The sequence below is a fragment of the Streptomyces mirabilis genome (assembly GCF_018310535.1).
GTDB lineage: Bacteria > Actinomycetota > Actinomycetes > Streptomycetales > Streptomycetaceae > Streptomyces.
Window position 1 is genome coordinate 3,845,068 of sequence record NZ_CP074102.1, and the last position, 17,467, is coordinate 3,862,534.

Sequence of the window (17,467 nt, forward strand, 5' to 3'; positions counted from 1 at the left end):
GCGGAGATCCTACTTCCGCTATACGAGGGTGACGATGAACGGGAAGTCGAGGTCGACCGTCCGCGTTCCGCGCGCGATGGGGAAGGTCTCGTGAATCTTCAGATCCCACTTGCAGGACGTCATGTGACCGCCCAGCGCCGAGGAGGCGTGGACGAAGTACCGCGGAGAGACGCCGGGGTGGCTGTCGTGAGCGACCCGGTGGCCGTTGCAGGTGAGGTTGGCGGTCTCGTTCATGAGCCCGGTGGCGGGCGCCGCGGTGGCGGCGCTGAGCTGCCACCCCCACTGGAGCTTGCCGTTGCTGTACTTTATTTGAGCGCTGAAATTCCCCCGGGGGTCATTGCCGTTGTAGGACGGGTGCTGCGGAGTGAAAACGTGCTCCCCCGCGGCAGAGGACGGCGCGGAGCCGAGCCCCACGGCGAGTGCCGATACAGCGGCGAGAATCGCCGCCCGCTTCGCAATGCGCGAAAACATGGTGAACCTCTTTCAGGTCAGTGGGTTCGCCTGCGAAGCTAATAGATCAAGAACGGCACTCACAACGGACCTGGGGCAAAAAGCACATCAACTGACACGGTGTGATGAGACACGTGTCGGCGACACATCCCCCGGTGAACGCGGAGGCCGCCGCCCCCTGTTGGGGACGGCGGCCTCGAACTGTCCGATCGGTCCGAACGGATCAGATGAACGAGTTGATCTCGATCGTCTCGTCGCGGCCCGGGCCGACGCCGATCGCGGAGATCTGGGCGCCGGACATGTCCTCCAGCGCCCTGACGTACGCCTGGGCGTTCTTCGGGAGGTCGGAGAAGGACTTCGCCTTGGTGATGTCCTCGGACCAGCCCGGGAGGTTCTCGTAGATCGGCTTCGCGTGGTGGAAGTCGGTCTGGGAGTACGGGAGTTCCTCGACGCGCTTGCCGTCGATCTCGTACGCCACGCAGACCGGGATCTCCTCCCAGCCGGTCAGGACGTCCAGCTTGGTGAGGAAGAAGTCGGTCAGGCCGTTCACACGGGTCGCGTAGCGGGCGATGACCGCGTCGAACCAGCCGCAGCGGCGGTCACGGCCGGTGGTGACACCGCGCTCGCCACCGATACGGCGCAGCGCTTCGCCGTCCTCGTCCAAGAGCTCGGTCGGGAACGGGCCCGAGCCGACACGGGTCGTGTACGCCTTGAGGATGCCGATGACCCGGCTGATCTTCGTCGGGCCGACGCCCGAACCGGTGCAGGCACCGCCGGCCGTCGGGTTCGACGACGTCACGAAGGGGTACGTGCCGTGGTCGATGTCGAGGAGCGTGCCCTGGCCGCCCTCGAAGAGCACGACCTTGTCCTGCTCCAGCGCCTGGTTCAGGATCAGGACCGTGTCCGCGACGTACGGCTTGAGCCGGTCCGCGTAGCCCAGCAGCTCCTCGACGACCTGCCCGGCTTCGATGGCACGGCGGTTGTAGAGCTTGGTCAGCAGCTGGTTCTTGACCTCGAGGGCCGCCTCGACCTTCTGGGTCAGGATCGACTCGTCGTAGAGGTCCTGGATACGGATGCCGACGCGGTTGATCTTGTCCGCGTAGGTGGGCCCGATGCCACGCCCGGTCGTGCCGATCTTCCGCTTCCCGAGGAAGCGCTCCGTCACCTTGTCGACGGTGACGTTGTACGGCGTGATGATGTGAGCGTTTCCGCTGATCAGAAGCTTGGAGGTGTCGACGCCGCGCTCGTTCAGTCCGTTCAGCTCGGAGAACAGGACCGACGGGTCGACGACGACTCCGTTTCCGATCACCGGAGTGCACTCCGGTGTGAGGATTCCGGAAGGGAGGAGGTGGAGGGCGTACTTCTGATCGCCCACGACTACCGTGTGGCCGGCGTTGTTGCCGCCCTGGTAGCGCACCACATAGTCCACGGATCCACCGAGCAGGTCGGTGGCCTTTCCCTTGCCTTCGTCACCCCACTGAGCACCGAGCAGCACAAGTGCGGGCACAGGCGTACACCCCTTCCGGGCGGGGCATGTCCAAGGTCGGGGACGTACGCGGCTGGTTTTCGATACGGCTGCGTACGCCGGCGACCTCCTTTGGCCGCGACCGTCGGACCGGATGCCCCGGAATAGACGAAGCCCCTGGCGCAATAGCGCAAGGGGCTCTTGCACAAAGATGCTACCCGAGGAAGCGAGGCATGACCGAGGTGGCGGCTTCCGACCAGCTCCTTGTGGTCATCGACCCGGTCGCCCGTTGGACGGACGGCGAGTCTGTACGGATCGCAAAAGACGTGCTCAGCGCGGGTGCGGCGACGAAAGTATGCCTGCCGGAAGGGCCCGAGGAATTTGCCCGGGCGCTGGCCCGGAGAGGTTCCCGGCGGCCGGTCGTGGTGGGCGACGACCGCGCCCTCTTGCGTGCTGTATCCCTTTTGCACCGACAACGGGAACTGGCCGGATGTGGGGTGTCATTGGTGCCGGTGGGGGGTGTGCTGTCGCTGGCGCGGGCGCTGGGGGTGCCCGTCGGGGCCGTCGCGGCGGCCCGGGCCGTGCTCGACGGGGTCGAGCGGCGGCTCGATCTGCTGGTCGACGAGAGTGACGGGGTGGTGTTGGGGGCGTTGCGGATTCCGCCGGTGGGGGCGGGTGGGGCGATGCGGGGTGCGGAGGAGATCGACGGGGCCGACGTGGGTGGTGTCGGCGGAGTCGGCGGTTTCGGTGGGTCTGGGGGCTCTGGGAGCTCTGGTGGTTTCGGGGGTTCCGGGGGTTTCGGCGGTGGGGCTTCCGGGCTCGGGGGGCATGCGTGGCTGCGGACCTGTCAGTCGCTGGTCCGTACGCTTGCGGCGCGGCCCGCGCGTGTGGCGTCCGTGCCGGGGCCCGGGCCTTCGCGGCTGCGGGTCGAGGTCGACGGGGTCACCTTGGTCGATCTGGACCAGCCGGTGGAGGCGGTGTCCGTGACGCCCGGCGTTGCCGGGGGTGCGGAGGTGGAGGTTCGGCCGGTTTCCGTGGGGGCGGAGGCGTCGCCGTTGCGGGTGGTGGGGCGGCGGGTGACTGTGTCCGGGGCGGACTTTCGGTATCGGGCGGATTCTGTGGTGTCCGGGCCTGTGCGGACGCGGACGTGGACGGTTCGGGAAGGGGGTTGGGGGCTTACGCTGCCGAGCTGAGCCCCCGGGCGTTGCCGCTATGGCTGGGGCAGGGTCGGTGTGGACTCGTCCTTCAGGGATACGCCGGTGCGGCCGAGGTCGCGTGCCCTTCGCATCAGTGTCGCCAGCTTCGTCGCCGCGGCGGTGTGGGACAGGCCGAGGGGTGGGCGGATGTTGGAGAGGCAGTTGCGGTCGGCGTCGGTGGTGCGACCCGGGCGCGGGCCGTACGTGAGATACGCCCCGAGCGAGTCCGCGGCGGACATCCCGGGCCGCTCCCCGATGAGGACGACGGCCATCCCGGCCCCCAGCGCGTGCGCGATGTCGTCTCCGAGAGCCACCCGCGCCTGCTCGGCGAGCACGACGGGAGCGACGTGCCAGTCGGAGGGCAGCCGCTGTGTCGTCGCGCGCACGACGGCCGCGGCATGCTCGTGCACCGCCCGGCTGGACAGCCCGTCGGCGACGACGAACACCACGTCCCAGCCGTCGCGGGGCAGGTGCGCCCGGTCCACGTCGTGGAGCCTGCGTCCGAGGTCGGGGCGCTGGAGATAGGTGAGCCGGTCGGGGGCGGCGCTGCGCACCCGTATCGTCGGCACACCCGTCAGCGCGGACGCCACCACGTCCGGATCGAACGGCGAGTGCACCGCGTCCCGCGCGGCGGCGTGCGCGGCCTGCAGTTCGAGCCGGTGCCGCGTGGGCAACGCCGATCCGGCCCGCCCGAGCCCGATCCGGGCCTGGGTGTGCCGGCGCAGGGAGTTCCAGAGGGCGGTGTCCGACTCCCGGTCCACGACCGGAGCGACCGAAGCGACCGAAGCGACCGAAGCGATCGCTGCGGTCGAAGCAGTCGGGACGGTCACCGTGTCGCCCAAGTCGGCGTCCACATGGATTAGTTGACGTTCCGTCATGCCGCCAGCCCCCGCCCGATCGCCGTCAGCGGATGGCCTGTACCCGCCACGTCCCGTATCCCGCCGCCGTCGTCCAGCAGACCGATCCGCTCCAGCCACGTCTCGAACTCCGGTGCCGGGCGCAGCCCGAGCACCTCGCGCAGGTACAACGCGTCGTGGTACGAGGCCGACTGGTAGTTGAGCATGATGTCGTCGCCTCCGGGGGTGCAGATCACGAAGGAGGCGCCGGCGACACCGAGCATGGTGAGCATCGTGGCGATGTCGTCGTCATCGGCGTCGGCGTGGTTGGTGTAACAGATGTCGAGGCCCATGGGCAGGCCGAGCAGTTTGCCGCAGAAGTGGTCCTCCAGGGCCGCGCGGAGGATCTGGCGGCCGTCGTAGAGGTACTCCGGGCCGATGAAGCCGACCACCGTGTTCACGAGCAGCGGGTCGTAGCGGCGGGCGACCGCGTACGCCCGCGCCTCCACCGTCTGCTGGTCCACCCCGTGGTGCGCGTCGGCGGAGAGCGCGCTGCCCTGCCCCGTCTCGAAGTACAGGGCGTTGGAGCCGACCGTGCCCCTGTCCAGCGAGCGCGCCGCCTCGTACGCCTCGTCCAGGAGCCCCAGTGTGACCCCGAACGAGGCGTTGGCGGCCTGCGTACCGGCGATGGACTGGAAGACGAGGTCCACCGGGGCGCCGCGTTCCATCAGGTCGATGCTGGTGGTCACGTGGCACAGGACGCAGGACTGGGTGGGGATGGAGTAGCGGTCGATCACTCCCTCCAGGAGGTCCAGCAGGTCCCGTACCGCCTCGGGGCTGTCCGTGGCCGGGTTGATGCCGATCACCGCGTCGCCGGAGCCCAGGAGCAGGCCGTCCAGCAGGGCCGCCGCCACGCCCGCGGGGTCGTCGGTGGGGTGGTTGGGCTGGAGGCGGGTGGCCAGGCGGCCCGGGAGGCCGATCGTGGAGCGGAAGGCGGTGACCACCCGGACCTTGCGGGCGACCGCCACCAGATCCGCGTTGCCCATCAGTTTCGACACCGCGGCGACCATCTCCGGGGTCAGGCCGGGGGCGAGTGCGGCGAGTGTCGGCGCGTCCGCCGCCTCCGACAGCAGCCATTCGCGCAGCTCCCCCACCGTGAGGCCACAGACGGGGGCGAAGGCCGCCGCGTCGTGGCTGTCCATGATGAGGCGGGTCACGTCGTCGCTCTCGTACGGGATCACGGGCTCGGCGAGGAACCGTGCGAGCGGGACCTCGGCCAGCGCCCACCGCGCGGCGACGCGTGCCTGCGCGGAGTCGGCGGCGAGCCCGGCGAGGCGGTCGCCTGAACGTTCGGGGCTCGCGGCGGCGAGCAGCCGCGCGAGGCCGGCGAAGGAGTGCGTCCGGCCGCCGAGGGTGGCGGAGTAGGTGCTCATGCCAGGGACCGTACGGAGGGGCGTCGGGCGCGGTCCACGGTCCGGCGGAGAGTTAACAAGGACGTTCGCTCCACCCGGACTTCTAAAGGTCTGGTTGACACATATTTAACGTCCCGACCCGTGACAGGACTCATTTCTCGTGCAGCATTCCGGTTCGTAATCCACTCCGCCGCACCGAGGGTGCGGACGGCGAGCGACACGGAAGGGGCCACTCGATGGCAGTGCAAGAGGGCGTGGTCCCTGAGGCGGCGGGCACAGCGGAGACCCCCGGAGGCACAGTTCACCGGCTCAAGCCGAACGCGATCGGGCTGCTGGGCGTGGTCTTCATGGCCGTCGCCACCGCCGCCCCGATCACCGCCATGACGGGCAACGTGCCCTTCATGGTCTCCGCCGGCAACGGCATCGGCGCCCCGGCGAGCTATCTCGTCGCAATGGTCGTCCTGGCGATCTTTGCGGTCGGCTTCACCTCGATGGCGAAGCACATCACCTCCACCGGCGCCTTCTACGGCTTCATCTCCTACGGTCTCGGCCGCACCGCGGGACTCGCCTCGGGACTTCTCGCGACCTTCGCGTACGTCGTCTTCGAGCCGGCCCTGATCGGTATCTTCTCGACCTTCGCCACCGGAACCCTCAAGGACCAGACGGGACTTGACGTGCCCTGGTGGGCGTTCGCGATCCTGATGCTCGCCGTCAACGCGACGGGCACGTGGTTCGGGGTGTCCGTCGCCGAGAAGCTGCTCGTCGTGCTGCTGGCCACCGAGGTGACGGTCCTGGCCGCCATGGCCGTCTCCGTCGCCCTGCACGGCGGCGGCCCGCACGGCTTCACCTTCGGCCCGGTCAACCCGGTCAACGCCTTCAAGGGGACCTCGGCGGGCCTCGGCCTCTTCTTCGCCTTCTGGTCGTGGGTCGGCTTCGAGTCCACGGCGATGTACGGCGAGGAGTCCCGCGACCCGAAGAAGATCATCCCCAAGGCGACGATGATCTCCGTACTGGGCGTCGGCGTCTTCTACGTCTTCGTCTCCTGGATGGCCATCATCGGCAACGGCGAGAGCGAGGCCGTCACGGCCGCCTCCTCCTCGAACCCGCTCGCCCTGTTCTTCAACCCCACCGAGCACTACGTCGGTCACTGGGCCGTCGACGTCATGCAGTGGCTGATGATCACCGGCTCGCTGGCCTGCGGCATGGCCTTCCACAACTGCGCCGCCCGTTACATGTACGCGCTGGGCCGCGAGGGCGTCCTCCCCTCGCTCCAGCGCACGATCGGCCGCACCCACCCCCAGCACGGCTCCCCGCACATCGCGGGCCTCGTCCAGACGGTCGTCAGCGCCGTCCTCATCGCCGCGTTCTGGCTCGCCGGCAAGGACCCGTACACCGGTACGTACGTCCTGCTCGCCATCCTCGGCACGATGGCCATCCTGGTGGTGCAGGCGGTCTGCTCCTTCGCGGTGCTGGCGTACTTCCGCAAGAACCACCCCGAGAGCAGGCACTGGTTCAGGACCTTCACCGCCCCGCTCGTCGGCGGCCTCGCGATGCTCGGCGTGGTCGTCCTGCTGGTGTCCAACATGGGCGCCGCGGCCGGCACGGAGTCCGGCTCCCTCGTGCTGAAGGCGACCCCCTGGATCGTCGCCCTGATCGCGGCGGGCGGCGTGGCGTACGCGACGTACCTCAAGCGCCGCGCACCGCAGCGGTACGCCCTGCTCGGGCGGACGGTCCTGGAGGAGACCAAGGAGCGGTAGCCGCTACGGACGCGGCCGGAGCGCCGCTTCACCCCGTTCCTTCGGCGAGGGCTCTCAGCCCTCGCCGAAGTGCCGCTCCCGGTGGACCCGCCAGCGGTCCATCATCGACTCCAGCTCGCCCTCCATGAACTCGAAGAAGGCAAGGGTCTCCGCGAGCCGGCCGCCCGCCGGGGTGTCCGCGCCCAGGCTGGCGACGCCCTCGCGCAGGGCGTCCTCCCAGCGCTTGATGATCGCCTCACGATTGGTGAGCGCCTCGTACCACTGGTCGCTGTGCACGCGGTACCGCTCCCGGCGCGAACCGGGTTCCCGCTCGCGCGACACCATGTGCACCTGCGCGAGATAGCGCACCGCACCGGAGACCGCCGCGGGGCTGATCTGCAGTTGCTCGCCCAGTTCGACCGAGGTCAGAGCGCCGGTGTCCGAGGCGAGCAGCGCGCCGAAGACCCGGGACGGCATCCGGGGCATCCCGGCCTGCACGAGTTGCGCCGCGAAGTGCTCGACGAACCGCGAGACCGCCTCCGCGTCCCGGCCCACCGCTCCCACCGCCTTCGGTCCCACCGTCTCCGGCTCTGCCATCCCTCGATTGTATCCGAGCGTTTATACAATTCGTTAACTTCACAAATTTCTGAAAGAAGCGTACGTTCTGGAGCATGACGAAGGGCAGGGCCAAGGGCCTGGCGAAGGGCACGACGAAGGCGATCACCGTCTCCGGGCTGCACAAGTCGTTCGGCGCGACACACGCGCTGGACGGTCTCGACCTGGACGTCGAAGCCGGCGAGGTGCACGGCTTCCTCGGTCCGAACGGCTCCGGGAAGTCCACCACCATCCGGGTCCTGCTGGGCCTGCTGCGAGGCGACGCGGGCGCGGCGCAGGTGCTGGGCCGGGACCCCTGGGCGGACGCGGTGGAACTGCACCGCCGGGTCGCCTACGTACCCGGTGACGTCACCCTGTGGCGCAACCTCTCCGGCGGCGAGGTCATCGACCTGTACGGGCGGCTGCGCGGGGGGCTCGACCGGGCGCGGCGGGCGGAACTGATCGAACGCTTCGAACTCGACCCCACCAAGAAGGGACGCACCTACTCCAAGGGCAACCGGCAGAAGGTTGCCCTCGTCGCCGCCTTCGCCTCGGACGTCGACCTGCTGATCCTCGACGAGCCCACATCGGGTCTCGACCCGCTGATGGAGGAGGTCTTCCAGCGGTGCGTCGAGGAGGAACGCGACCGCGGCCGGACCGTCCTGCTCTCCTCGCACATCCTCAGCGAGGTGGAGGAGCTGTGCGACCGCGTCAGCATCATCCGCAAGGGCCGCACCGTCGAGAGCGGCACCCTCGCCGACCTGCGCCATCTGACCCGTACCAGCGTCACCGCCGAACTCGCGGGACCGCCCAACGGGCTGGCACACCTGCCCGGCGTGCACGACCTGGACATCCAGGGCCACCGGGTCAGGCTCCAGGTCGAGACCGACAAGATCGACGCCGTACTGCGCTCGCTCACCGACTCGGGCGTACGGTCGCTGACCTCGACGCCGCCGACCCTGGAGGAACTGTTCCTGCGGCACTACCAGGACGACGTCCGGGCGAACGGTGAAGGGGCGATGGCGCGATGACCGCCGCGACCACTGCCGTACGGGGCGCCACACGGCCCCGGGGCTACCGCCAACTCGCCGGTACCGGCACGCTGTTGAGGTTCTCCCTGCGCCGCGACCGGCTGATGATGCCGCTGTGGGTCGGTGTGATCGGCCTGTTGGTGCTGTCCATGCCGAACTCGCTGAAGTCCGTCTACGGCACCGCCGCCGAACGCGCCGACCTCGCCCGCCAGATGCTCACCAACACCTCCCTGCGCGCCACCTACGGGCCGGTGTTCGACGACTCGCTCGGCGGACTCACCGCCTGGCGCATCGGCGGCTACGCCGGTCTGTTCGCCGGAATCATGAGCCTGCTCGTCGTCGTACGGCACACCCGCGAGGAGGAGGAGAGCGGGCGCCAGGAACTCCTCTCGTCGGCGATGGTGGGGCGCCGGGCCCCGCTGACGGCGGCGCTGCTGGCCGCCCTCGTCGCCAACGGCGTGCTCGCGCTGCTCATCGCGGGCGGGCTGGCAGGCCGGGGCGGTGCCGGAGCGCTGGCCCTCGGGCTCGGCGTCGGGGGCGTCGGCATGGTCTTCGCCACCATGGCGGCGATCGTCGCCCAGCTCACCGAGAGCGCGCGGCTCGCCAAGGGGCTGACGGGCGGGCTGCTCGGCGCCGCGTTCGTGCTGCGGGCGGCGGGCGACTCGTCGACGAACGACGGTTCGTCCGTGCTGACCTGGGTGTCGCCGCTGGGGTGGCTGGAGAACGAACGCCCCTTCGCGCAGGAACGGTGGTGGGTGCTGCCGCTGTTCGTCGCGGCCGTGGCGATCCAGGGCGCGGTCGCCTACGAACTCGCCGGGCGGCGCGATGTCGGGATGAGCTTCCTGCCGACCCGGCCGGGGCCCGCGCGGGGGCGGCTCGGATCGGCCGGGGCACTGGCCTGGCGGCTGCAGAGGGGGGCCGTGCTGGGGTGGAGCCTCGGGTTCCTCGCCGCGGGGGCCGCGTTCGGCGGGATCACGAAGGGGGCCGCCGATCTGGTCGGGAGCAACGACAAGACCCGGCAGATCATCGAGCGGATGGGCGGACAGTCCGGGATCACGGACGCGTTCCTCGCGGCCATGGTCGGCATGCTGGGGATGGTGGCCGCGCTGTACGTCGTCTCTTCGGTGCTGCGCCTGCACGGTGAGGAGACCTCGCAGCGGGCGGAACCGGTGCTGGCGAACGCCGTGGGGCGGCTGCGGTGGGCCGGCGGACACCTGGTCGTCGCCTTCGGTGGCGCGGCGCTCATCATGGCGCTGGGCGGGCTCGGTCTCGGACTCGGGTACGGCCATGAGCTCGGGCCCGTGCTCGGCGCCTGCCTCGTCCAGGTCGCGGCGGTCTGGACGCTGGGCGGGCTGGCGGTCCTTCTCTACGGGATCTCGCCCCAACTGGCCCCCGGCGCCTGGGGCGCGGCCGGGGTCGCCCTCCTGCTGGGCTGGATCGGCCCCGCCCTGAACGTCCCTCAGGCCGCCATGGACCTCTCCCCCTTCGGCCATCTCCCCAAGCTGCCGGGCGGGGAGATGTCATGGACTCCGGTACTGATCCTGACGGCGATCGCGGTGGCCCTGACCGCCGCGGGGCTGGCCGCGTTGCGGCGACGGGACATGAGCACCTGACGGCGGGCGCACGCGTGCTCGGTGCGGGGGCGGGGGCGGGGGCGGGGCCGGCGGTCCGGGCGGGTCAGAGCACGACGCTGAGTCCCTCCAGCCCGCGGATCACGAAGTTCGGCTTGCGCTCCGGCTCCGCGGCGAGGGCGAGTGTCGGCGCCTTCTCCAGCAAAGCGCCCAAGGACGCCGCCAGTTCGAGACGGGCCAGCGGGGCGCCGATGCAGTAGTGGATGCCGGCGCTGAAGGAGATGTGGGGGTTGTCGGTGCGGGAGAGGTCCAGACTCTCCGGGGACGCGAAGACCTTCGGGTCGTGGTTGGCGGAGCCGAAGAGCAGGGCGATCTCCGCACCCCGGGGAACGGTCGTGCCGTCGATCTCGATGTCGTCCAGAACCCACCGTTCGAAGAGCTGGAGCGGGGTGTCGTAGCGCATCAGCTCCTCCACCGCCGTGGGGATCAGCGAACGGTCGCCGCGCAGGGCCGCCAACTGGTCGGGGTTGCGGAACAGCGCCCACCACCCGTTCACCGTGGCGTTCACCGTCGCCTCGTGCCCCGCGTTCAGCAGCAGGACGCAGGTGGAGATCATCTCCTGCTCGGTCAGACGGTCGCCCTCGTCGTGCGCGGCGATGAGCCCCGAGATCAGGTCGTCGCCCGGCTCCTTGCGGCGCGCCGCGATCAGCTCCCGGAGGTACTCCGTGAACTCCACCGACGCCCGGACCGCCTTCGCCGCCGTCTCCTCGGAAGGGTTCAGCTCGTACATCCCGCAGATGTCCGCCGACCACGGCCTGAGCGGCGCCCGGTCCGACTCCGGGATGCCCAGCATCTCGGCGATCACGGCCACCGGGAGCGGCTCGGCGACATCGGTGAGCAGATCACCACCGCCCGCCGCCACCAGACCGGCGACCAGCTCGTTCGCCAGCCGGTCCACATAGGGCCTGAGCTGCTCGACCGTACGCGGCGTGAACGCCTTGGAGACCAGACGTCGGATCCGCGTGTGGTCCGGCGGCTCCAGGTCCAGCATTCCGTGGTCGTTGAGGACGTGGAACGGCTCGTGCTCGGGCGGAGGTGCCGTCCGCCCGAAGTCCTCGTGCGTGTAACGGTGCTGATAGGTCCGGCCCAGGCGCCGCTCCCGCAGCAGCGCCGACACGTCCGCGTGGTGCGGGACCAGCCACTGGTCGGTGGGCTCGTAGTAGTGCACCCGGCCGCGCTCGCGCAGCTCCGCGTACGCGGGGTACGGGTTCGCCACGAACTCCGGGTTCCAGGGATCGAAGGCCGACGGTGTCTGCGGGGACTGCGGGGTGTGCGAGGCTGCCATGGGCGGACGCTAGCCCGACTCGGCCCCGCTGAACAGGGGTGTCTCGGCGGCCGGGCACGCGGCGGGGACCCCCGTACCCCGCCATCGGCCCGGCCGCCGCGCTCCCCCGGTCAGCAGGCACCCAGGTCGCCGGTCACCTCGGTGGCCTCGTTGGCCTCGTTGGCCTCGTTGGCCTCGGTCATGTGAGTCTCCTGGGTCACCTGGGTGTGATCAGCCGCGCCTCGTACGCGAACACCGCCGCCTGTGTGCGGTCCCGCAGGCCCAGCTTCACCAGGATCCGGCTCACATGGGTCTTGATCGTGGACTCGGCGACGAACAGCCGCGAGGCGATCTCCGCGTTCGACAGGCCCTGCGCGATCAGGACCAGCACCTCCGTCTCCCGCTCGGTCAGCTCGCCGTAGGCCGCCTGCGCCGTGGCCGAGAGTCGCGGGGCGTCCGAGAGCTTGGAGAACTCGGTGATCAGCCGCTTGGTCACGGACGGAGCGAGCAACGCCTCCCCGGCCGCCACCACCCGCACCCCGTCGGCGAGTTGGCGCGCCGAGGCGTCCTTGAGCAGAAAGCCGGAGGCTCCCGCGCGCAGCGCCTGGTACACGTACTCGTCGAGGTCGAAGGTGGTCAGCACCAGCACCTTCGCGGCGCTGTCCGCGGCGACGATCTCCCGGGTCGCCTCGATGCCGTTCATCTCCGGCATGCGGATGTCCATCAGCACGACGTCCGGACCGAGCTCACGGACCCGCTCGACCGCGTCCCGTCCGTTGACCGCCTCGCCGACCACCTCGATGTCCGGCATCGCGCCGAGCAGCACCGAGAAGCCCTCGCGGACCATCACCTGGTCGTCGGCTATCAGGACGCGGATGGTGCCGTTCGTCATCCGGTTTCCTCCGCCGCCCGCAGCGGCACCGGCAGGAAGACCGTCACCTCGTATCCCCCGTCGTCCGTCTCGCCCGTCGTCATCTCACCGTCCAGCATCGTGACACGCTCACGCATCCCTGTGATGCCGTGCCCCGCGCCATGGGTGGACTTCACCAGGGTCGTCGTCTGCGCGGGGCCGTTGACTATGCGCAAGCCGAGCCCGCCGAGAACGTAGCCGATCTCGACGCGGGCCGTCGCGCCCGGCGCGTGCCGCAGGGTGTTGCTCAGCGCCTCCTGGACGATGCGGTACGCCGACAGCTCCACGCCCTGCGGGAGTTCACGCACCGCGCCCGTGACCGTCTTCTCCACGCTCAGGCCCGCCTCCCGCACATTGGCGAGGAGCGCGCCGAGGTCGGCGAGGGTGGGCTGCGGGGCGTCCGGAGCCTCGTAGTCCGCGGCCCGTACGACACCGAGGACGCGACGCAGCTCGGTGAGCGCCGCCACCGCGTTCTCCCGGATCGTGACGAAGGCCTGCTCCAGCTCGGGCGGTGGGTTCTCCACCCGGTAGGGCGCGGCCTCCGCCTGGATGGCGACCACCGACATGTGGTGGGCGACCACGTCGTGCAGCTCGCGGGCGATCGTGGTGCGCTCCTCCAGGAGGGTGCGCTTGGAGCGCTCGTGCGCCGTCTCCGACTGCTGGGCGGTCACCTCCTGCTCCGCCGTGCGGCGTATGTTCAGGACGGTGACGAGCAGCAGGGCGAGAGCGGCGAGGAACAGCAGGGGGATCGAGTCGGTCGCGTAGTGCCCGGAGCCGAATACGGTCTCGGCCGCCGACCCGTACAACGCGGTCAGCACCCACATCCAGGCCGCGGTACGCGGTCGGGTCCGCAGCGCCACGACCGTCAGCACCACCAGGTGGGTGATGAAGGCGCCCGGCGGCCAGGGCCAGTCACCCCAGCTGTCGCTGAACACGACCACGAACGGTGTCGCCGCCATGGAGAACCAGAAGGCTCCGACCGGCCGGACGAGCGTCAGCAGCACCGGGAGCAGCGCGAGGAGGCTGGGCACCAGACTCCCGATGCCGGGGCCGCCTTGGTTCGCGGTGCTCGCGACGGCCATCGCGAGCAGTCCGCACGCCGCGACCACGGCGTGCGGAGTCCAGGCCGCGTGCTCCCTGACGCGCTCGGGCAGGCGTCGGGTGAGCGGGCCGTCCACTCGCATCCGCGGCAGCGGACGGTAGGCGAAGGCATCGTGGAACAGGTCCTGCCGCAGCCCGCGCAGGGCGTCCGCGGCCAGCCGGAACTCCGGGCTGCGGGGCTTGGCCCCGCCCGGCGGCTTCATCTGCGTCTGGGTCGTCTCGGTCACGTTCAAAACGGTAGGCCGCCTGCCGGGTCACGGTCGTCACCAGTGAGAAGGGTCCTGCGGGATCCGTCTCAGGTACTACGGGTATCCCCGGGTGTCCCCCAAGACGGATCCGGGGGGGCACCCGGGGGACGGGGTGGGCGCGGAAGTCCGCGGGCTCAGTAGCCGGACGGGCGTACCAGGCCCGACTCGTAGGCGAAGACCGCGGCCTGGGTGCGGTCGCGCAGGCCCAGTTTCACCAGGATGCGGCCCACATGGGTCTTCACGGTCTGCTCGGCGACGACCAGGCGCTCGGCGATCTCCGCGTTCGACAGGCCCTGCGCGATGAGGGCCAGCACCTCCGTCTCCCGCTCGGTCAGCTCGCCCACGCGCTGCTTGAGCGGGGCACGGGGTGTGGAGTCCAGGCGGGAGAACTCGGCGATGAGACGGCGGGTGATCCCGGGGGCGAGCAACGCGTCGCCCGCCGCCACCACCCGTACCGCCTCGGCCAGCTGGTCGGCGGACGCGTCCTTGAGCAGGAACCCGGAGGCGCCGGCACGCAGCGCCTCGTACACGTACTCGTCGAGGTCGAAGGTGGTGAGCACCAGCACCTTGATGTGCGGGGTCTCGCCGGTGATGCGTCTGGTCGCGTCGATGCCGCCGAGTTCGGGCATACGGATGTCCATCAGCACGACGTCCGGGGCGAGTTCGGCGACCTTGGCGATCGCGTCCAGGCCGTCGACCGCCTGGCCGACCACCTCGATGTCGGGCTGGGTGTTGAGCAGCACGGTGAAACCCTGGCGGACCATCTGCTGGTCGTCGGCGATCAGTACGCGGATGGTGCTGCTCGTCATCGGCTCTCGTCTCCTGTGCGGCCTGGGCGATCGACGTCGGTGGATGGGGAGGTGGCGGGGGAAGGGGCAGGGGAAGGGGCAGACGAAGGGTCGGTGGTAGGGGGAGGGGAAAGGTCGGTGGAGGGGGCGTCGCCCGTGACCGCGCCGTCGCGGGGCAGGAAGGCCGCCACCACGAAACCGCCGTGCGCGGTCTCGGAGGTCACGAGGGTGCCGCCCAGCATCGCGGCGCGCTCCCGCATGCCGAGCAGCCCGTGCCCCGCGCCCGGGGACGGCGGGGCGGGACGCTCGGGTCTGGAATTGATCACCCGCACCTGCAGCCCGCGCGGGAAGTGCCACAGCTCGACGCGGACCACCGAACCGGGCGCGTGCCGCAGCGCGTTGCTCAGTGCCTCCTGGATGATCCGGTACGCCGACAGCTCCACGCCGGGCGGCAGCGGGAGCTGCTCACCGGTGATCTCCGTGGTCACCTGGAGACCGGCGACGCGGGTGTTCTCGACGAGGGCGTCGAGGCGGTCGAGCGTGGGCTGCGGGGAGTTGGGGGCGGCACCGGTGCCGGCACCGAGGCCGTACGGGTCCTCGGGGTTCTCGGAGCGCAGCACGCCGAGGACGCGGCGCAGCTCGGTGAGCGCCTCCAGGGCGTTCTGCCGGATGCCCTCGAGGTTCTCCTTCAGTTCGTCGGAGGGGTTCTCGACCAGGTGCGGAGCGACCTGGGCCTGGATGGAGATCACCGACATGTGGTGGGCGACCACGTCGTGCAGCTCGCGCGCGATCCGGCTGCGCTCCTCCAGGACGGTGCGGCGGGCACGCTCCTCCTCGGTCTGCGAGGCCTGTTCGACGAGCTGGGTGCGGGCCTCGCGGCGGCCGCGCAGGGCGATGCCGAGGAGGACCACCGCGGCGAAGACGACGACCGCCAGGAACCCCGTCGAGTGGTACAGCTGTCCGCCGACCAGGCCCTGCATGACGTACGTCAGCAGGGCGGTCACGGACAGCGCGCCGATGGCCACCCGTGTGGGCAGCCGCAGCGCCAGCAGGAAGAGCACGAAGGCCTGCGCGACCAGCGCGGGCGAACTCCACGGCCAGTCGGGGCGCGGCGCTCGGATGTCCGCCATCATGTGCGACCTGGCCCCGGCGGCGGCCAGGAGCGTGGCGCCCAGCGACAGCCACCAGGCCGGCACGGGCCGCCGCAGGGCGAGGGCGATCGCGACGCCCTGCGCGGCCCCGGTCACCTCACCCAGCGGGACGCCGAGTCGGTAGGTGTCGTTCAGCTCGGCCACGCCCGCGAGTGCGAGCCCGAGCGCGATCAGGCACAGCACCACGTGCGGCAGCCAGCGCAGCCAACGAGGCCGGGACAGCGGGGGCAGCGGGGCCGCCGACGGTGAGGTGAGGTCGGTGAGGACTTCACGCAGGAGCGCACGGGTCGGCTCGCTGCTCGGCTCGCTGCTCGGGGGCCTCGGCTCGGCGCTGGTCACGTGATCAACCCTAGGCACGGCGGGCCGTTCGTGACCCCGCCGGACCACCACGACGGTGGACGCGAACGACCCTGGAGGGACGGCCGGGACGGCGGCGCGGACCTTGTTCGTAGGAGCGAAAGGCGACCCAGCAGACGCCGAGCGCGAAGGCGAAGACCGGAAGCCAGGCGAGGCGGGCAGCCACCCAGCCCAAACCGTCGGGAACCATGTGCAGACCGGGCAGCCTTCCCGCCGACAGGCCCACGGCGGTGACCGCCATCATGGACGTCTGGTGCCAGAGGAATATCGTCATCGCCGACAGATTGACCAGGGCCACCGCAGCCCACGCCAGGGGCCGCCGCATCCACCGGCGCAACGACTCGCGCAGCAGAAGAGCGAGGCCGCACTGGGCCATGCCGAAGGTGACCGCGGCCAGCGTCGGCGGGTTCAGGTTCGAGACCGCCGCGCCCGGGACGCCGACCATCGACGCCGGGTAGCCGGCCCACATCACCAGCGCCGCGGTCGCCGCCGCGCCGCACAGGAGCAGCACCCAGCCCGCACGCCGCCGGTCCAACTCGCCGCGCGTCCAGGCCGCGCCCAGCGTGTACGGGACCATCCAGCCCGCCGCCACGTTCACCCAGCCGAGCCAGGACGGGCCGCCGAGTCCGAAACGCATCAGGTCCACGTGGAGAACGACGGCCAGCGGCCACAGCGGGTTGAGCCGGGTGAGCAGGGGCGTCGCGGCCGTCAGTCCCGCGAAGACCAGGAGGAACCACAGCGGGGACAGGGCGAGTTTGACGAGGGTGTGGACCGTACCGACTCCGGTGCCCGACGCGAGCAGGCCGACGGTGGCCACCGTCCAGAGCGTCAGGACCGCGGCCACGGGTTTGAAGAGCCGTGTGAGACGGGCGCGCAGCCACTGTCCGTACGTCGTGCCACGCGCCCGCGCCGACGTATAGCTCTTCGTCGCCACATGGCCGCCCACCAGGAAGAACACCGCGAGTGTCTGGAAGACCCAGGAGATGGGGGCCAGCCACGGCATGTGCTGCAACGGGCTCGCCGTGTGCAGCGCGCCGCCGTCCGCGACCAGGGCCGTCACCAGCCAGTGGCCCAGGACCACGCCGAGGATCGCGAAGGCGCGCAGGGCGTCGACCGCGCGGTCCCGCTCCGCGGGGGTGGCGGCGTCGATACGGCGGGCGCCGTCTCCTATGGCGTGGGTGGCGGTGCGCAGGGCGACCGTGCGCGTGGCAGCGGAGGGGCGTGTGCGGCGCTTCGGTGCGGGCGGTGTGGTCGGTGTGGTCGGTGCGTTCTGTGCGTTCTGTGCGGTCGTTCGGCG

The 17,467-nt window shown here is 70.8% G+C and carries 15 protein-coding genes; 4 read left to right on the forward strand and 11 right to left on the reverse strand.

Translation table 11 applies throughout. From position 1 onward, the window contains the following. Window positions 1-18: 18 nt before the first annotated feature. Both SMIR_RS16905 and SMIR_RS16910 read right to left on the reverse strand, forming a co-directional pair. Window positions 19-471 carry a hypothetical protein gene (locus tag SMIR_RS16905; protein WP_212727172.1) on the reverse strand — a complete coding sequence of 151 codons (453 nt, stop codon included), beginning with the start codon at window positions 469-471 and terminating at the stop codon, window positions 19-21. A gap of 202 nt (window positions 472-673) precedes the next feature. After that, window positions 674-1,957, reverse strand: a complete 1,284-nt coding sequence (locus tag SMIR_RS16910) for an adenylosuccinate synthase (RefSeq protein WP_168494009.1) — start codon at window positions 1,955-1,957, stop codon at window positions 674-676. Window positions 1,958-2,148: 191 nt separating this feature from the next. Here SMIR_RS16910 and SMIR_RS16915 point away from each other — a divergent pair, with 191 nt between their 5' ends. Next, window positions 2,149-3,108: a diacylglycerol kinase gene (locus SMIR_RS16915; RefSeq protein ID WP_211118769.1), complete on the forward strand. Its 960-nt coding sequence runs from the start codon at window positions 2,149-2,151 to the stop codon at window positions 3,106-3,108. A gap of 17 nt (window positions 3,109-3,125) precedes the next feature. On the opposite strand, the gene eutC is transcribed toward SMIR_RS16915, so the two are convergent. Continuing rightward, window positions 3,126-3,872 carry an ethanolamine ammonia-lyase subunit EutC gene (eutC, locus tag SMIR_RS16920; RefSeq protein ID WP_249938626.1) on the reverse strand — a complete coding sequence of 249 codons (747 nt, stop codon included), beginning with the start codon at window positions 3,870-3,872 and terminating at the stop codon, window positions 3,126-3,128. A 113-nt stretch (window positions 3,873-3,985) separates the two neighbouring features. Next, window positions 3,986-5,380, reverse strand: coding sequence for an ethanolamine ammonia-lyase subunit EutB (locus SMIR_RS16925; protein ID WP_168494005.1), 1,395 nt, complete (start codon window positions 5,378-5,380; stop codon window positions 3,986-3,988). A gap of 215 nt (window positions 5,381-5,595) precedes the next feature. On the opposite strand from SMIR_RS16925, the gene SMIR_RS16930 reads away from it, so the two are divergent. Beyond that, a complete protein-coding gene (locus SMIR_RS16930) occupies window positions 5,596-7,116 on the forward strand; it encodes an APC family permease (RefSeq protein WP_168494002.1) in 1,521 nt (506 codons plus the stop codon). 54 nt (window positions 7,117-7,170) lie between these two features. On the opposite strand, the gene SMIR_RS16935 is transcribed toward SMIR_RS16930, so the two are convergent. Continuing rightward, window positions 7,171-7,692 (reverse strand): GbsR/MarR family transcriptional regulator, encoded by a 522-nt coding sequence (locus tag SMIR_RS16935; RefSeq protein ID WP_168494000.1) that lies wholly within the window; start codon window positions 7,690-7,692, stop codon window positions 7,171-7,173. Window positions 7,693-7,766: 74 nt separating this feature from the next. Here SMIR_RS16935 and SMIR_RS16940 point away from each other — a divergent pair, with 74 nt between their 5' ends. After that, window positions 7,767-8,720 carry an ABC transporter ATP-binding protein gene (locus SMIR_RS16940; protein WP_168493999.1) on the forward strand — a complete coding sequence of 318 codons (954 nt, stop codon included), beginning with the start codon at window positions 7,767-7,769 and terminating at the stop codon, window positions 8,718-8,720. Continuing rightward, complete coding sequence (locus SMIR_RS16945) at window positions 8,717-10,333, forward strand: ABC transporter permease (protein ID WP_168493997.1); 1,617 nt, start codon at window positions 8,717-8,719, stop codon at window positions 10,331-10,333. The genes SMIR_RS16940 and SMIR_RS16945 overlap by 4 nt, the downstream gene beginning before the upstream one ends. A 64-nt stretch (window positions 10,334-10,397) precedes the next feature. Here SMIR_RS16945 and SMIR_RS16950 read toward each other — a convergent pair whose 3' ends face one another. From SMIR_RS16950 to SMIR_RS16975, 6 genes are all read right to left on the reverse strand, one after another. Beyond that, a complete protein-coding gene (locus tag SMIR_RS16950; RefSeq protein ID WP_168493995.1) occupies window positions 10,398-11,636 on the reverse strand; it encodes a cytochrome P450 in 1,239 nt (412 codons plus the stop codon). 196 nt (window positions 11,637-11,832) lie between these two features. Then, window positions 11,833-12,507, reverse strand: coding sequence for a response regulator (locus SMIR_RS16955; RefSeq protein WP_054231357.1), 675 nt, complete (start codon window positions 12,505-12,507; stop codon window positions 11,833-11,835). Then, window positions 12,504-13,853 carry a sensor histidine kinase gene (locus SMIR_RS16960; protein ID WP_211118768.1) on the reverse strand — a complete coding sequence of 450 codons (1,350 nt, stop codon included), beginning with the start codon at window positions 13,851-13,853 and terminating at the stop codon, window positions 12,504-12,506. Before SMIR_RS16960 ends, SMIR_RS16955 begins: the two co-directional genes overlap by 4 nt. Before the next feature lie 155 nt (window positions 13,854-14,008). Continuing rightward, the gene (locus tag SMIR_RS16965; RefSeq protein ID WP_054231356.1) at window positions 14,009-14,683 is read right to left on the reverse strand and encodes a response regulator; all 675 of its coding nucleotides are present in this window, start codon (window positions 14,681-14,683) and stop codon (window positions 14,009-14,011) included. After that, window positions 14,680-16,152 (reverse strand): sensor histidine kinase, encoded by a 1,473-nt coding sequence (locus tag SMIR_RS16970; protein WP_422664438.1) that lies wholly within the window; start codon window positions 16,150-16,152, stop codon window positions 14,680-14,682. The genes SMIR_RS16965 and SMIR_RS16970 overlap by 4 nt, the downstream gene beginning before the upstream one ends. A gap of 10 nt (window positions 16,153-16,162) precedes the next feature. Then, a complete protein-coding gene (locus tag SMIR_RS16975; RefSeq protein ID WP_248003685.1) occupies window positions 16,163-17,341 on the reverse strand; it encodes an acyltransferase family protein in 1,179 nt (392 codons plus the stop codon). Between the last annotated feature and the right edge of the window lie 126 nt (window positions 17,342-17,467).

What these genes read in the sequence shown, in the direction of transcription:
- SMIR_RS16905 (WP_212727172.1), bottom strand. Translation starts at nt 471, where the DNA reads ATGTTTTCGCGCATTGCGAAGCGGGCGGCGATTCTCGCCGCTGTATCG.
- SMIR_RS16915 (WP_211118769.1), top strand. Translation starts at nt 2,149, where the DNA reads ATGACCGAGGTGGCGGCTTCCGACCAGCTCCTTGTGGTCATCGACCCG.
- SMIR_RS16925 (WP_168494005.1), bottom strand. Translation starts at nt 5,380, where the DNA reads ATGAGCACCTACTCCGCCACCCTCGGCGGCCGGACGCACTCCTTCGCC.
- SMIR_RS16930 (WP_168494002.1), top strand. Translation starts at nt 5,596, where the DNA reads ATGGCAGTGCAAGAGGGCGTGGTCCCTGAGGCGGCGGGCACAGCGGAG.
- SMIR_RS16935 (WP_168494000.1), bottom strand. Translation starts at nt 7,692, where the DNA reads ATGGCAGAGCCGGAGACGGTGGGACCGAAGGCGGTGGGAGCGGTGGGC.
- SMIR_RS16940 (WP_168493999.1), top strand. Translation starts at nt 7,767, where the DNA reads ATGACGAAGGGCAGGGCCAAGGGCCTGGCGAAGGGCACGACGAAGGCG.
- SMIR_RS16945 (WP_168493997.1), top strand. Translation starts at nt 8,717, where the DNA reads ATGACCGCCGCGACCACTGCCGTACGGGGCGCCACACGGCCCCGGGGC.
- SMIR_RS16950 (WP_168493995.1), bottom strand. Translation starts at nt 11,636, where the DNA reads ATGGCAGCCTCGCACACCCCGCAGTCCCCGCAGACACCGTCGGCCTTC.
- SMIR_RS16955 (WP_054231357.1), bottom strand. Translation starts at nt 12,507, where the DNA reads ATGACGAACGGCACCATCCGCGTCCTGATAGCCGACGACCAGGTGATG.
- SMIR_RS16965 (WP_054231356.1), bottom strand. Translation starts at nt 14,683, where the DNA reads ATGACGAGCAGCACCATCCGCGTACTGATCGCCGACGACCAGCAGATG.